Origin of the sequence: Eisenibacter elegans DSM 3317 (assembly GCF_000430505.1) — a bacterium.
Taxonomy (GTDB): Bacteria; Bacteroidota; Bacteroidia; order Cytophagales; family Microscillaceae; genus Eisenibacter; species Eisenibacter elegans.
In genome coordinates this window covers 92,594-108,070 of the sequence record NZ_KE387152.1, presented here as the reverse complement: position 1 = coordinate 108,070, position 15,477 = coordinate 92,594, and the positions used below count along the sequence as shown (strand labels likewise).

At 47.9% G+C, this 15,477-nt stretch carries 10 protein-coding genes; 4 read left to right on the top strand and 6 right to left on the bottom strand.

The window, feature by feature from the left end; translation table 11 throughout:
- The first annotated feature begins 209 nt into the window (after positions 1-209).
- Positions 210-701, top strand: a complete 492-nt coding sequence (locus G499_RS19620) for a glutathione peroxidase (protein WP_081413802.1) — start codon at positions 210-212, stop codon at positions 699-701.
- Positions 702-927: 226 nt separating this feature from the next.
- Here the strand turns inward: G499_RS19620 and G499_RS0110745 are convergent, their stop codons facing one another.
- Genes G499_RS0110745 through G499_RS19615 form a run of 3 tightly spaced genes read right to left on the bottom strand, consistent with a single transcriptional unit; the run spans position 928 to position 2,490 of the window.
- Positions 928-1,140 carry an AtpZ/AtpI family protein gene (locus G499_RS0110745; RefSeq protein WP_026999948.1) on the bottom strand — a complete coding sequence of 71 codons (213 nt, stop codon included), beginning with the start codon at positions 1,138-1,140 and terminating at the stop codon, positions 928-930.
- A complete protein-coding gene (locus tag G499_RS0110740; RefSeq protein WP_026999947.1) occupies positions 1,109-1,573 on the bottom strand; it encodes a bactofilin family protein in 465 nt (154 codons plus the stop codon). The genes G499_RS0110745 and G499_RS0110740 overlap by 32 nt, the downstream gene beginning before the upstream one ends.
- Before the next feature lie 23 nt (positions 1,574-1,596).
- Positions 1,597-2,490, bottom strand: a complete 894-nt coding sequence (locus G499_RS19615) for a M23 family metallopeptidase (protein WP_154658410.1) — start codon at positions 2,488-2,490, stop codon at positions 1,597-1,599.
- Positions 2,491-2,548: 58 nt separating this feature from the next.
- Here G499_RS19615 and porW point away from each other — a divergent pair, with 58 nt between their 5' ends.
- Positions 2,549-4,753 (top strand): type IX secretion system periplasmic lipoprotein PorW/SprE, encoded by a 2,205-nt coding sequence (porW, locus tag G499_RS0110730; protein ID WP_035727260.1) that lies wholly within the window; start codon positions 2,549-2,551, stop codon positions 4,751-4,753.
- A gap of 255 nt (positions 4,754-5,008) precedes the next feature.
- Complete coding sequence (locus G499_RS0110725) at positions 5,009-5,614, top strand: hypothetical protein (protein WP_026999945.1); 606 nt, start codon at positions 5,009-5,011, stop codon at positions 5,612-5,614.
- 542 nt (positions 5,615-6,156) lie between these two features.
- On the opposite strand, the gene G499_RS0110720 is transcribed toward G499_RS0110725, so the two are convergent.
- Positions 6,157-6,927: a class I SAM-dependent methyltransferase gene (locus G499_RS0110720; protein WP_026999944.1), complete on the bottom strand. Its 771-nt coding sequence runs from the start codon at positions 6,925-6,927 to the stop codon at positions 6,157-6,159.
- A gap of 415 nt (positions 6,928-7,342) precedes the next feature.
- Between G499_RS0110720 and G499_RS0110715 the strand changes: the two genes are divergently transcribed.
- On the top strand, positions 7,343-10,858 hold the full coding sequence (locus G499_RS0110715) for a methylmalonyl-CoA mutase family protein (RefSeq protein ID WP_026999943.1): 3,516 nt from the start codon (positions 7,343-7,345) through the stop codon (positions 10,856-10,858).
- A gap of 594 nt (positions 10,859-11,452) precedes the next feature.
- Here the strand turns inward: G499_RS0110715 and priA are convergent.
- The gene (gene priA / locus G499_RS0110705) at positions 11,453-13,951 is read right to left on the bottom strand and encodes a replication restart helicase PriA (protein ID WP_026999941.1); all 2,499 of its coding nucleotides are present in this window, start codon (positions 13,949-13,951) and stop codon (positions 11,453-11,455) included.
- 316 nt (positions 13,952-14,267) lie between these two features.
- Positions 14,268-15,365 carry a DUF1573 domain-containing protein gene (locus tag G499_RS0110700; protein ID WP_026999940.1) on the bottom strand — a complete coding sequence of 366 codons (1,098 nt, stop codon included), beginning with the start codon at positions 15,363-15,365 and terminating at the stop codon, positions 14,268-14,270.
- Positions 15,366-15,477: the final 112 nt, after the last annotated feature.

The following is a 15,477-nucleotide window of genomic DNA, read 5'->3' as shown; positions in this document are numbered from 1 at the left end:
AATACCCCCAAAATGAAGCCTCAGCTTGTATCGGAGCTGGAGTTCTAACCTACTTTTCCAAAAATGCCCAGTGGTGTGAGATTGCCCCCTACTTACCACATTATTCACCCCAATCTACTACAGATATGCTTTCTTTTTTTGTCAAACTATTTGCTGTGGGCGGCCTTGTGTTGGCGGCTTGCGGCTCAAACACTAACCCTCAAAACACGATGAGTACAAATACGGCTACTTCGTCTAAGTCTTTTTATGAGTTTTCGCTCAAGGCTCTCAACTCAGAGCAAGAGATTGATTTCAGCCAGTTTAAGGGCAAGAAAGTGCTGTTGGTCAATGTGGCTTCTAAGTGTGGCTATACACCTCAGTACGCCAAACTACAAGCCCTACACGAAACACACGGCGACAAGGTAGTAGTGATTGGCGTGCCTGCCAATAATTTTGGAGGCCAAGAGCCTGGTTCACAAGAGGATATAGCGGCCTTTTGTCAGAAAAATTACGGAGTTTCGTTTCAAATGCTGGAAAAAATCTCTGTTAAAGGTAAAGACCAACACCCCCTCTATGGTTGGTTGACGGAGCAGACCGGCAAAGAGCCTTCTTGGAATTTTTGCAAATACCTCATTGATGAAAACGGCAAGGCAGTTGCTTTTTTTGCCTCTGGCGCAGACCCTATGGGCAAGGAAATTTTGAGCGCTATTGGCGCACAATAAGGGTCGGTGGCGCTGTTGCGACGCTTGAGAAGCTACCCAACCAACAAAAACCCTACAAAGTGAAATATTTTGTAGGGTTTTTGTTTGAGTCATCTAGGTATTCTTAGATGCATTTGATTTTCAACACACTACCACTACACACAGTCATAGGACTCCCAATTGACTTTGATTTGGGTAATGTTATGTTAAAAAACAAACAAATTTTGATATTGCTTTTTAGGCCAGTCTATCCTTGTAGTGAGCGGATAAGCCAAAGCATTGCTCCTACCACACCCATCAAGATAAACAACACCGTAAACAGGGGCTGCGCCAACCCAAGGTATTTGTCGAGCTGCATCCCTACCCAAAGCGACAATCCTATAACGGCAGCCATCTGAAAGGCCAGGCCAGAGTATTTGGCGTAGTCGTTAAGCGGTGGTTTGTTGGGCTGGCTTGGCATTGCTAGCTTGCTTAGCGCTGTTGAGATTTTTCTCCCCTATGCGAATTTCTTTCATCGTATGGCCCATCTTGCAACTACCATTAAAGACAGCGCCTGTTTCGACAATCAGTTTGTCGCATAATACGTCTCCATTGACAATGGCCGAAGACTTGAGCACCAAGATTTCGGCTACTTCAATCAAGCCTTTTACTTCGCCAGAGATTTCAGCATTTTGAGACAATATGCTGCCTTCGAGATAAGACGAGTCGCCCAAAACGACTTTGGACTTGCATTTTACATTGCCGACAATCCGTCCTTCAATACGGACATTGCCGTGGGTTTCGATGTTTCCTTCCATCATCGCGCCTTTGCCGATGATAGTAGCTGAGTTAGAGTTTGCTTCCACTGGAATCTCTTTTTCCTTGTTGTTGTTAATAGCGCCGAACATTGCCATAATCGTGCAAATTTAAGTTTTTTTTAAAAAACTACGTGCTTTTCAGGGTCTAAAGGATTTCCTTTGTACCATAGCTCAAAGTGTAGGTGTGGACCTGTAGTATATTTTCCGGAATTACCGATAAGGGCTATTATCTCTCCGGGTTCTACAAAGTTACCAACTTTTTTCATTAAAACAGAACAGTGCTTATAAACAGAGATAATGTCTCCTTGGTGTTGGATGGCGATGACATAGCCCGTGTCATCTGTCCAAGAAGAGAGGATAACTGTTCCTCCGGCGATTGCCTTGATGGGTTCGTCTTTTTTGGCGACCACATCCACGCCGTAGTGTTTGTCGGAGCTGCGGTATTTTTCGGTAACAATCCCTCTAACAGGGGAGAAAAACATCCGTTCGTCAAAAGTTACTGCCATTCCGCTCGCCCCACCCCCGACAGTGCTGCGTACTTGGCGGCCTTCAAACTCTTGGCGGAACTTTTTGTCTACCGAGCTAAGATAATCAATGTTTATGGTATCATAGCGCTTTGCAGCTGCTTTGTTCGTTGTATCTTTGTTAGGCTTTAGCTCATCGGCTTCTTTACGCAAATAGTTGACATCACCTCCGATGACCTTACGCAAATCAGCCAAGAAGACCTCTCGTCGGTTGATTTCTGTCAGCAGTGAGTCGATGGTATTATCCATTCGTTGTAGGGCTTCGAGGTGTTTGCCGTCTTTGTCTCCCATACCGGAGTGGCGGTCAAAGAGTAATTTGCCCAAAAACAAGCCACTGAACATAGCCACGAGCAAGCCCGTGCCGATGAAAAAAATAATGGCCGACGGCGTTACGGGCAAGTTGCGGGTTTCCTCAAAATTTTCTTCATTGCGAAGAATGAGCCTGTAACGGGTCGTGAGCCAAGTATAAAGTGTTTTTCTGAATTTCAAAGCTCCCTGAGAATTGATGAACTTGTGCAAGTTAGAATTTTTTCTCAAATTTATCGGTATGATACCTGCTAAAAATGCAAGCCTAAGGCCATACCTGCTCCTGCTAGTGCTTAGCGGCCTCTCTTTGGGAGGGTTGCTAATGGGCTGCAAGAGTAGTAAGAACGCCGGAAATGCTTATGATAATATGACAGCCCGCTACAATGCCTATTTTTTGGCCAAGGAGCGGATGAAAGAAGCTGAGCGGGAGATTTTCCACGCTCGGCAAGAGGATTATAACAATATCTTGCAGGTAGACGCGCCTCAAGACTCCGGCGCGGTCAATGCGCAGCGCTCTGTGATGGAAGACTGCCTCGACAAGGCCGCCAAGGTCATCCAGTGGCACGAAGACAGCAAGTGGGTAGATGATAGTTATTTTCTGGCAGGAAAGGCGCGATATTATCTCCATCAATATACTGATGCGGCCACGACATTCAAGTATGTCAATACCAAAAGCCCCGAAGAACAGACTCGCTTTCAGGCATTGTTAGAGTTGATGCGTTTGTTTATCAATACCGAACAATATGATGATGCGCGCACGGCCATAAGCTACCTTAGCCGGCAGACCCTCAACAAGGACAATGAAATGGCTTTTCACCTGATGCGGGCTCACTATTACCGCAAACAAGGCAGCTACAAGCAAGTAGCCCAGTACCTGACCAAGGCGCTGGAATTGATGCCACGTAGCGAACACAAAGCCCGTATTGCCTTCATACTGGGGCAGGTATACCAAAAATATGGCGACCCCAAAGATGCTTATTACCACTATGACCTGGTACGTAAGAACAACCCCAACTATGACCTCACTTTTTTCAGCAAATTGTATGCGCTCCAATGTGTGGCAGTCGTACAGAATATACCTGAGAATAAGATGATGAAAGCCTACAAACAGCTGTTGAGGGATGACAAAAATATTGACTATGAAGACAAGATTTACTACGAAATGGGGGTCTATTATCTCAACAAAAAAGATATTCCGACGGCGGTCGATTATCTTCAAAAATCTGTTGAGGTAGACAAGCCCAACCTTATCCAGAGTGCCTATTCTTTTCTCAAATTGGCTGATGTCAATTTTGAATACCTAGAACAATACGAACGAGCCAAGGTGTATTATGATAGCGCCTTGGTCAATCTGCCCAAAACCGCCGAGAGCTACCAACAAACCAAGCAACGGCGTGCAGTGTTGGATGAGTTTGTGCTCCACTTACAAACCGTACGCCTCGAAGACAGCCTCCAGCGCCTCGCACGTATGGAACCCGAAGCCCGCTCGGCCTACCTTGACTATGAGCTGCAAAAACAAGAAACCCGCCGCCAAGACGAAATAGAGCGCCAAGCTGCCCTAGCCGAGCGCCGCCAACGACGCAGCACGGGCAGTTCCCTCAATGACCCCAACCGCCCCGGTGGTGGGCAAGCCGTTTGGTATTTTGACAATCTCACTGCCCTTACTACCGGTAGGGCTGCCTTTTTGAAAAAATGGGGCAAACGAGACCTCGAAGACAACTGGCGGCGCAGCGACAAGCCCTTCAATGAAAGTACGGACAGCCTTGACAGGGTCGTTGAAATCAAAATCTCGCGTGAAGACCTTATCAAACAACGGGTCGTCAAGCAAAAAGAAGCACTCCTAACCCAATTGCCTGATACGGAAGCCAAACTCGACTCCTCCAACATCCGACTCGAAAACAGCCTCTACCGCCTAGGTCGAATTTATTATTACCAACTCCAAGACCCAGCCAAGTCTATTGTCAGCTTTGAACGCCTACTCAAAAAATTCCCTAATACAGAAAAAGCTGCCGAAGCTCATTATTTCTTATATTTGGCACACCAAAGCCTAGAACAAAAAGGACAAGAGCAGCATCACAAAGAAACTATCCTTAAAAAATACCCCAACTCCCTGTATGCCAAGCTTATCCAAAACCCTAACTACCTACACGAAACCGAAACCATCGCACAAGAAGTATTGGATGCTTACAAAAAAGCCTTTGAACTCTATGAAAAACGGGAGTTTGCCGAAGCCTCTTCTGTCATAGGGCAAACACTTGCTGCTTATCCCGAAACTGGGATGAATGATAAGTTTGCTTTCTTGCGTGTTTTGATTAGCATCAAAGTCTCTGACCCCATCACGTTCAAGCTTGATTTGCAGCGCTTTGTCGAAAATTATCCCGAAAGCGAACTCAAACCCCGCGCTATGCAGTTGTTGCAAAAAGCCCAATCAATTGACTACAATTAAAACAAAATTTTGGTTTTGATAAAAATAGTGCCAAAAAATTTTACAGCGAAAAATAATTGCTATCATTTGCTCCTTCTTAACACAATTTGTATATTTATCCGTATCAGCCTATTTTTAGGACTCGAAAACGGCTATGTCTCAACCCAAACGACCTACAACACCTACTTCTTGGCTTGCTTTTTACTTTTCAAACTTATATAAAAACGAACGGTAGATACATACAACAATTCCAATCCTAAAATCCCCTACAATCCAATGATCACAGTATTTCAGGTAGCTCAAAAGCACAACTATCACACACATCCACACGGAGACAGGATGCTCTCCTATGTGGGTAACAAAGTAAAAGATGCCTATTATAAAATTTTTAGTTCATTGCCCCCAAAAACAAAGGCGCGGGTATATGACTGGAAAATAAAGGTATATGCCTATCCCGATGACTTTGAGCCTATTATCATCAATTGCTTGCGCGAATGTGAGAAAAACCCTTTTGTGTATAGCCCAGAAGCCGCCAAACCCAGAAAAACCCGCACACGCCCTCGCAGCCAACGCGGCCGCAGTGGCAACCAAATACAGCGCAAGCCAAGCCGCCCACAACGCGAAAACAGCAATTTTGACTTTACCATCGACGACCTCGGCCTCTCTAGTTCCAACATGTCTTTTGAACGCAAAAGCAACATCAATGCCAACACCCCCACAGGCCAAGGCTATCCACAACAAAGCCAAAGTGTGGTACAACGCACCGACGACCGACCCAATACCAATAAGCCCATACAAGATAATACCAAACGCAAACGCATTTTGCGGCCTAGAAAAAACTATAATTCTGGGTTTGATGGCGGTAACGATTTCAGCTACTAGCTCACCGACTAACATTAGTTTGACTTTTCGCCACGAATGCACAAATTTTTTTATTCGTATATTCGTGGCTGATTTTTAGTGTTGTGTCCAAGCAACATCATACCAAGACTTACCTGATTATCAAGGATTTTTAACGCGCATATTATCCCAAGTCAGTTTTGATTGGGATAATTTTGATGGTGTTTGGGAAATGTATGGTCTCAAAACCACTGGCCACAAAGGAAAATCAATCCCAATAAAACCTTACATCAAATATGGCCTTGGTGTATGGGGCTGCGCAATAAATGGCTTACCCATTTCCACAGAGGATACAATGGTGATGTTGGATGTTTTTTCGAATATCTCCTTATTTCAATGCAATCCCGAAGGGGTGAAATATTTCGAGCACACTGGCCGCTGGGCGTAGACCCCATACAGAGCGTATGTTTGGTACATTGTGTGGCAATAAACATTAGCTCCCTTCAGGGTCGATTAATAAGGTAACTTTTTTTGAGTGCCCTAAAAACGGATACTCCAGAGCTCCAATGGTTAGCACAGCTCCATTATTTAGTAGCTATGTAGAATAGATCAAGGCTCTTTTGGGGGGTATCAGACAAATGATAATCAGCTTCGGTGATGTTACTGACGAGATTTTGGTTTTGGTTTTGTAGCCGGTTGCGGTTGCGGCGGTTCAGCCATTCATAAGGTACTCTCAGCATCCACGCCGGTAGTCGGTATTGTAGGTTGAGAATATCCCAACGCGTAATCCTTTTGACAGCAGCCGCGTTTTCGGCCATATATGCTTGCACTTTTTCGCTACCATCGATACCCAGCGCCTCAATGGTAGAAAAATAGGGTTTCATCCGAGCGCTTAGCTCTTCTGCGGTATACTCTCTGGTGTGCCAAGGATTGCGCGTCAGCGAGCGGAGGCGGTTGGGTGTCGAAATGAAGGCTTTCCCCCCAGGCTTAAGCACCCGACGGATTTCATCCAGAAACAGGCCGTCATCTTGGATATGCTCTATCACCTGAAACGAGACCACACAGTCAAAACTATTATCGGGCAGGGCACTTAGCGGTGGAACGTTGGCCTCTATAAACCGGACATCGGGATATTGCGCCGAAAGACTCTCCAGCAGGGACTTATTTTTATCAAGGGCCGTATATTGTTGGGCCTTTTGTCGGATGATTTCTAAGCCCCGGCCTACCCCACAGCCAATTTCGAGTACCTCGCCCCAAAGGTGAGGCTGCGCTACCAAATAGGCCGCCAATAGCCGTTGATGTATAGGATTGTCGGAGCTGAGCGCTGTAGAAGTGATTTCGGTGGTACTGTACATAATGCAAGCAAAAGAGGAAAAGCAATGTTGCTGGCACAAAGGTACAAAATTTGTCAAAATCCACAGCCAATCACAAGTCAGAGGTGGTGCTTATACAGCGCAAATATTGAGGGATTTGGAAATAAGAAAATTAGGGCATTCCGAAATTAGATACCAGGATATTGCACCTTATACCGCTTTTCTTAGAATTCGCCTCAAAACCAAAGCTTATCTAAGCTGAATACTTGCTGGCAGTATATCTTTCGGCTATTGGGACAATCCTTACACCATCTGTTGCCTCAGTCCCCTTGCACACCTCACAAGCACGGCCTAAGCTTGTAGCAAAAGCCTGCACGAAAACCAACTATTTTCGTATTTTTGTATTATTCAACAAGCACTTTGTGTTTTTTCAGTCAATCCATAAAGATACGCCCTTATGTCCGCACAAGTTACCGTCCCATACAAACCCCAAAACCATATCCGTATCGTAACGGCAGCCTCTCTTTTCGATGGGCACGATGCCGCCATCAATATTATGCGCCGTGTGATGCAAGCCTCCGGTGCTGAAATTATTCACCTTGGCCACAACCGTTCTGTAGCCGAAGTAGTGGACTGCGCCATCCAAGAAGATGCCCAAGCCATTGCGATGACTTCGTACCAAGGGGGGCACGTAGAGTACCTCAAGTATATGTATGACCTGCTCAAAGAAAAAGGAGCAGGGCATATCAAAATTTTTGGCGGTGGTGGCGGTACTATCCTGCCTTCCGAAATAGAAGAACTGCACGCCTACGGCATTACGCGCATCTACCACCCCGACGACGGCAGGGCGATGGGGTTGCAGGGAATGATCAATGATGTACTGCAACGATGTGATTTTTCTACTTACCGCAAAAAAGGCGCAAATGTCCCCGTATTGCCCGACGGCGAAGAGGAGGAGCAGCAGGCTTTTGATGATTTGCAGGCGCTCACCGAGGCACTGCCCCATAAAAATCCGCTGCACATCGGACGGTTGATTTCTATTGCCGAAAACTACCCTGAGGAATATCTGGCCGTCAAGTCGGAGGTCATCCGACGCAAGGAAGCTCATAAAGCGCCCATCTTGGGAATTACCGGTACGGGCGGGGCGGGTAAATCCTCGTTGGTAGATGAGCTGGTGCGCCGCTTTTTGATGGATTTTGAAGATAAGACTATGGCCGTCATCTCGGTAGACCCCTCCAAGCGCAAAACGGGCGGTGCACTCCTTGGCGACCGTATCCGTATGAATGCCATCAGCAACGGCAGGGTCTATATGCGTTCTTTGGCCACACGTCAATCCAATCTAGCCCTCAGCCGTTATGTGCAAGATGCCATCGATATTTGTCAGGCTGCTGAGTATGACCTGATTATTGTCGAAACTTCAGGTATCGGACAGTCAGACACCGAAATTACTGAACACTCCGACGTATCGCTCTATGTGATGACCTCTGAGTATGGGGCGGCCACACAGTTGGAAAAAATCGATATGCTCGACTTTGCCGACCTCATCGCCATCAACAAATTCGACAAGCGCGGCTCACTCGATGCCCTGCGCGACGTGAAAAAACAGTACAAGCGCAACCACAACCTTTGGGAAACTCCCGATGAAGAGTTGCCCATTTACGGCACGATTGCTTCGCAATTCAACGACCCGGGAATGAACACGCTCTACAAAAAGCTGATGGACAAGATTGTAGAGAAAACCAAGGCCGAAAAACTCCGTTCAGGGTTTGAGATTACCGAAAAAATGTCGGAGAAAATCTACATCATCCCGCCTGACCGTGTGCGCTATTTGGCCGAAATTTGCGAAAATAGCGAACAATACGAGCGTTTTGTAAAGGAACAGTCTGACCTCGCCCGCAAAATGTACCAACTCAAGGGCACAGTAGATTTACTGCGTGCCAATATCGGTAAAGAGCGCGTAGAGATTGTAGAACAATCCGACGAGCTGGTTACGGCAGTACAACACATCCAAGGCGAACCGGAATACCTCAAAGACCTTATTGCCCAATACAACGAACTGGAAGCCAAACTCGATGCCGAATGTAAGCAAATGCTGGCCAACTGGAGTGCAACCAAGGCTCGCTACAAGGCCGACAAGTACCGCTTCCAAGTGCGCGACAAGGTCATAGAACAAGACCTGTACTACACCTCGCTTTCGGGTACCAAAGTACCCAAGGTGGCGCTGCCCAAATACCAAGACTGGGGCGATATTTTGCGCTGGCTGCTGACAGAAAATGCGCCCGGTTTCTTCCCCTATGCTTCGGGGGTATTCCCACTGAAGCGCGAAGGCGAAGATCCTACCCGTATGTTTGCAGGCGAAGGCGGTCCTGAGCGTACCAACAAACGCTTCCACTATGTGTCCAAAGGTTTGCCTGCCAAGCGTCTCTCTACGGCTTTCGACTCGGTAACACTCTATGGCGAAAACCCTGACCATCGCCCCGATATTTATGGAAAAATCGGTAACTCCGGCGTGAGCGTAGCCACCCTCGACGATGCCAAAAAGCTCTACTCCGGCTTTGACCTCTGCAATCCGGCTACTTCTGTATCGATGACCATCAACGGGCCTGCTCCTATGATTTTGGCCTTCTTTATGAATGCCGCCATCGACCAACAGTGTGAACTGTATATCAAAGAAAATGGACTGGAAGCAGAAGTAGAAGCCAAAATTGAAGCTATTTACAAAGAAAAAGGCGTGCCCCGCCCCCGCTACAATGCCGCCCAACTACCCGAAGGCAACGACGGACTGGGCTTGATGCTCCTAGGCGTTACGGGCGACCAAGTGCTGCCTGCCGAGGTCTATGCACAACTTAAGGCCAAAGCCCTCTCGCAAGTACGCGGCACGGTACAAGCCGACATCCTCAAAGAAGACCAAGCCCAAAATACTTGTATCTTCTCTACAGAGTTTGCCCTCCGTATGATGGGCGATATCCAGCAGTACTTCATCGACAAGAAGGTTCGTAACTTCTACTCGGTCAGCATTTCGGGCTACCACATTGCCGAGGCAGGAGCTAACCCCATTACCCAATTGGCACTGACCCTCTCCAACGGCTTTACCTTTGTGGAGTATTACCTCAGTCGTGGGATGCATATCGACGATTTTGCCCCCAACCTCTCCTTCTTCTTCTCCAACGGAATGGACCCTGAGTATTCTGTACTCGGACGGGTGGCACGCCGCATCTGGGCCAAGGCCATGCGCTACAAATACAAGGGTAACGACCGCAGCCAAAAGCTCAAATACCACATCCAAACCTCGGGGCGCAGCCTACACGCACAAGAGATTGCCTTCAATGACATCCGCACGACCTTGCAAGCCCTCTACGCGCTCTACGACAACTGTAACTCACTGCATACCAATGCCTACGACGAGGCCATCACCACCCCTACGGAAGAGTCTGTGCGCAGGGCAATGGCCATCCAAATGATTATCAACCACGAGCTGGGTTTGAACAAAAACGAAAACCCACTCCAAGGTGCTTTTATCATCGAAGAGCTGACCGACTTGGTAGAGCAGGCCGTCTTAAACGAGTTCAAATCTATCAGTGAGCGCGGCGGCGTATTGGGTGCTATGGAACGTATGTACCAGCGCAACAAGATTCAGGAGGAGAGTATGTTTTATGAAATGAAAAAACATACCGGCGAGCTGCCCATCATCGGGGTCAATACCTTCCTCGACCCCCAAGGCTCTCCCACCATCATCCCGGCAGAGGTCATCCGCTCTACTACCGAAGAGAAGGAGTACCAAATAGCCGCCCGCGATGCCTTCCACCTGCGCAACCAAGCCGCCGGAGAAGCAGCCCTCAAAAAACTGCAACAGACCGCCATCGAAAACGGCAATATCTTCGATTCGCTGATGGAATGTGCCAAAGTTTGTAGCTTAGGGCAAATGAGTTCCGCCCTCTATCAAGTAGGCGGGCAGTATAGGAGGAATATGTAAGCCTAAAAAAAGAGGCCTGTCCGAGAAGGGCAGGCTTTTTTTAGCAACGTAGTTGCGACACGTTGGTAGAATGCGACACGTTGGTAAAATCGTCCATAAGCCCAACAATGAAATGGTTTTTTTTGCTCAAAGAGATTCACTACCTCTACATCGCAGAGTAAAAACAGGCTATCTTGATAAATATCAATGATTTGCACAGGAAAATCCTCGGCTTATTCTCCCCAAATATCCGTAAGTACTATAAACTAGAATAAGGGGTGCGGAAAGTGGGTCTTAATAACCAAACTACCCACTTTCACCCATTCGTGTGCGCCTTGCCAAGTAATTTGTAACAAAGCCTTTTGTTGGTTTTGGGCTTCGGCAAGGCGCTTTGTATGTGTTTCTATTTCTATCTGTATCCCTTTGAGCAGCTACAGAAGATCCGCATAAACTACAAAAAACCTGACTCTCAAAATCAGCTCAGCCTCTACTACAGCCAGCGAAAAAAGCTCAAGCGCAATTTTCGTTATAGTGGCCTAGGCAGTAGTCCTGACTTTATTGGTTCTCAAAAAGATTTTTGGTAAAAGCTCTGGGCATGCACATCTTTTTGGGGTCTCATACAGGGTCTACATCAGGCAGAATATCTAACTGACGATATTCTTTGCGCAACAACAACTTGTCGCATTGCTCTTGAATAAAGGCCTTGATGGCTTTCATCTGTGGATGTTGGCGCTCTATCTTGATGATAAGATGGTAGAGGTATTTGTTGCGAATACGGCCAATAAGCGGCTTTTCGGGACCTAGCAAACGCTCCCCCAGCCGCCTAGCTAATAGTGTTTTGAGCTCTCTAGCGGCGGCTTCGCACAGGTGCGCTTCGGGATGTCGGAGGGTAATCTGGATGAGCCGGCTAAAAGGAGGATAGTGAAACTTCTCTCGCTCTTCTATCTCTCGGTGATAGAGCCCCAGATAGTCGTTTTGTTGTACGAGGCTGAACAGAGGCTGCGTCGCGTCATAGGTTTGGATAATAACGAGGCCAGCCTTATGTTTGCGCCCTGCGCGCCCACTTACTTGAGTCATAATTTGATACGCCCGTTCGTTAGCTCGGAAGTCAGGAAAGTGCATCATCCTATCGATATCAAAAATACCCACCAGGCTGACATGGTCAAAGTCAAGCCCCTTGCTGATCATCTGTGTTCCTACGAGGATATCGATTTGTCGGGCTTCAAACTCTTGCAAAATACGCTGGTAGCTACTCTTTCGGCGGGTAGTGTCTAAGTCCATACGGGCTACCTTGGCTTGGGGCAACAGGCTTTTGAGGCTTTCTTCTATTTTTTCGGTACCGTGGCCTACCGTTTCGATATCCTGCGCACCACAGGCTTGGCACGAGCGTATGGGTGCGGCCTGATGCCCACAATAGTGGCAGCGCAGTTCTTGGCTATGGAGGTGTAGGGTAAGACTGACATCGCAGTTGGGGCATTTGGGCACCCAGCTACAGGTACGGCACATCACAAAAGGGGCATAGCCACGCCTGTTTTGGAAGAGGATGATTTGGTCTTGTCTGCCTAGGGCTTCCTGCATTTGCCCTAGCAGTTGTTGCCCAAAATGCTGCTGGATAGTCTTGGCGCGGCGCTCTTCTCTCATATCCGAAAGCACGATAAAGGGCAACTGCGCCTCCCCGTAGCGTTCGCTGAGGCTTACAAGGCCATATTTGCCGTGGGAGGCTTGGTAATAAGTTTCGATAGAAGGCGTAGCCGAGCCAAAAAGTACTTTACAGCCCTGTTGTTGGGCGATGACTGTCGCCACATCGCGGGCGTGGTAGCGGGGTGCGGGGTCATATTGTTTGTACGAGGGCTCGTGTTCTTCATCAACGATAATCAGCCCTAGGTTGTCGAAGGGTAGAAATACGGCGGAGCGTACCCCCACCACAAACGAATATTTGCCCGATACAATGCCCTGCCATACCTCTACGCGCTCATTGTCTGAAAAACGAGAGTGATAAACACCCATCGAAGAGCCAAAAAAGCGCTGCAAGCGGGCAACAATCTGGGTAGTCAGGGCGATTTCGGGCAACAAGAAGAGTACTTGCGCCCCACTGTTGAGCACATCCTGAATGAGGCGGATGTAGATTTCGGTTTTGCCGCTGCCCGTCACGCCGTGTAACAAGGTAATGGTATGTTGGCTGATTTGCTGGTGCAGCTCTTGGTATGCACGGGTTTGCGCCTCCGAAAGCTGTAAGTTATCAATAGAAGCCGTGGGCAACAACTCCTCAAAACGGGAGATATTGACTTCAAATTCCTCCAAAATCTCTTGCTCGCGCAAGGCCTTCAGCACCGCTTGCGAAATACCGCCTTGCTCCGTGAGTATTTGCTTCTCAAGGCCATCTTGGTTTTTTGCCGGGTGGCGTAGGCAGTCAGCCGTCTGGATATAATACATCAGCGCATCAAGTTGCTTGACCTTACGCGGTTGGTCGCTTAGGGCTGTCAATAGGGCCTGCATCGCCTCTTGGGAGGCATAGTCGGCGTGGAGGCGTATCTTTTTGAGGCGCTTGGGCTGGTAGCTGTCCTTTAGCTCTTCATACACGATAATTAAGTCTTTATGAATCAGCGACTTGATAAGATTATAGACATTTTTCACCTCCAATATTTGCGCAGCCTCTTCATATGTCAGCGAAGAGCTGTGTTCTAGGGCTTGTAACAACTGTTCTTCTTTGGCGCTAAGCGTAAACTGGCTCGCATCGGTACTGGGGTGGCGCTGGATGCGCGACATACTCGTAATCTTGAGCCCCGAAGGCAGCGCCACCATCAACACCTCCCCAAGGGTACACATATAGTACTCAGCGATCCACGCAAAAAGTCGGAGCTGTGCTTCTGTAACCAGTGGGTATTCGTCGAGCAAATCAAGTACATACTTGGCCTGATAGTTGGCGGGGGCTTGCTCGTGAATGCGTTGCACGACTGCCGTCAGCACCTTGCTACGGCCAAACTGCACGATGACCCGTGCGCCCACACAAATTTTGTCATTCAACTCTACTGGTAAGCGGTAAGTATAGGTATTGGGCACACGCAACGGGATGATTACGTCTACAAAGCGGGTGATGCGTTCGGGGCTAGGCATGGGAGCAAGGGGCGTATGGGTTTGTCCGAGAGCTGTGGTGTTGGCAGTAGGAGAAAAAGCGTATAGACACACCACTGGACAATTTTAGAAAGTAGCCCGGAGCTTCAGCTCCGGGACAACACAAGCCCTTATTTTGGCACAAAATGAGGGCTTTGGGCAGGCTTCACCCACCGTTTTGAGTATCGGCTTTGACAGTTGCCCAGTGGTCTGAAGCGCATACCCAATCAAAATAGATTTGGGAAATGGATGCGCCGAAAATCCTTGAGTACCAAGAAGCTTTTAAATCAAGTCTATCTTGGCACAAAAAAAACAAATCTTACTGACTCACATTGGCGCGAATCACGATTTCTTGGTTGGGGTTTTTGGGGTCATTAGAATAGATATTGACCGTTTTTTGTTGGAGCCCTGTACCAGAAGCGCTATAAGTAACCTGGATAAAGCTACTCTCACCGGGCTGGAGCACATCTTTGTCGGGCTGGGTAGCCGTACAACCACAAGAGGCTTTGGCGCGGCGGATGTAGAGCGGACTTTGACCAGTATTGGTAAACACAAACTGCGTGGTAGCGCTTTCACCGTCTTTGAGCGTGCCAAAGTCGTGGTCGGTTTTGGCCAATTCGATATGCGGAGCTTTGGCCATTTCCTCATCGGTCATTGGGGGGAAATATTCCTGAATATCGGCCACAATGTATACTCCTTGATTACTGATGCGGGCATTATAGAGCCAGCTAATGCCTACTTGTTCGAAGAGGTAGCCATAGTCATTGCGCGCTTTAGCATCATAACTAATCAGCATCTTGCCAAAGCTTTTGGGCTGGAGTACTGCCGGCTCAAAGCGTATCTGTATGTGTGGGGGGGTTTCGGCAGGCTGAAAGTGGAGAGCGTGCTCGGGGTCATCATTATAAATATCGAAGCTCTGAGTAGCCGGCGCTTGGGTAGTAATGCGCCCCATGTTGAAACTTTGGTAGCGCATACGCAATACACCCAGCTTAGTAGGTAGCGTATCAGCTACAGTCAGTTGGCGCGGCAACACCTCTCCTTCAATAATGAGAGCGTGCATCCGTTGGGCGGTATTGCTATACACCGTCATTGACTTGGTAAACTTGCCCGGACGGTAAAGCGGGTCATACTTGGCAATGATATACCCCCGTTCCCCGGGCGCAATGGGCTCGCGGCTCCAGTCAGGCGTAGTACAGCCACAAGAGGCCTGCACACTATCAATCCGAAGTGGTGCGCTACCGGTATTGATGAAGTCAAACTGGTATACTACTGCGCCACCTTCTTCGCGAATTTGGCCAAAATCATGGACAATTTGCTCGAAGCTCATTACAGGCAACGCTTGGTCTTGGGCCATAGCCAAGCCGGAGACCTGAAGCCAGGCCAAGGAGGCAAGAATAAAGATGCGTATGGTTTGCATAGATAACGAAGAGTTATGAGTGATGGATGATGATGAGTCGATGAGACGTGAACTAGGCCGCTAGCCCATCATTGTTTGTTCATATCGTGTGTATTCCATAATTCATACTCAC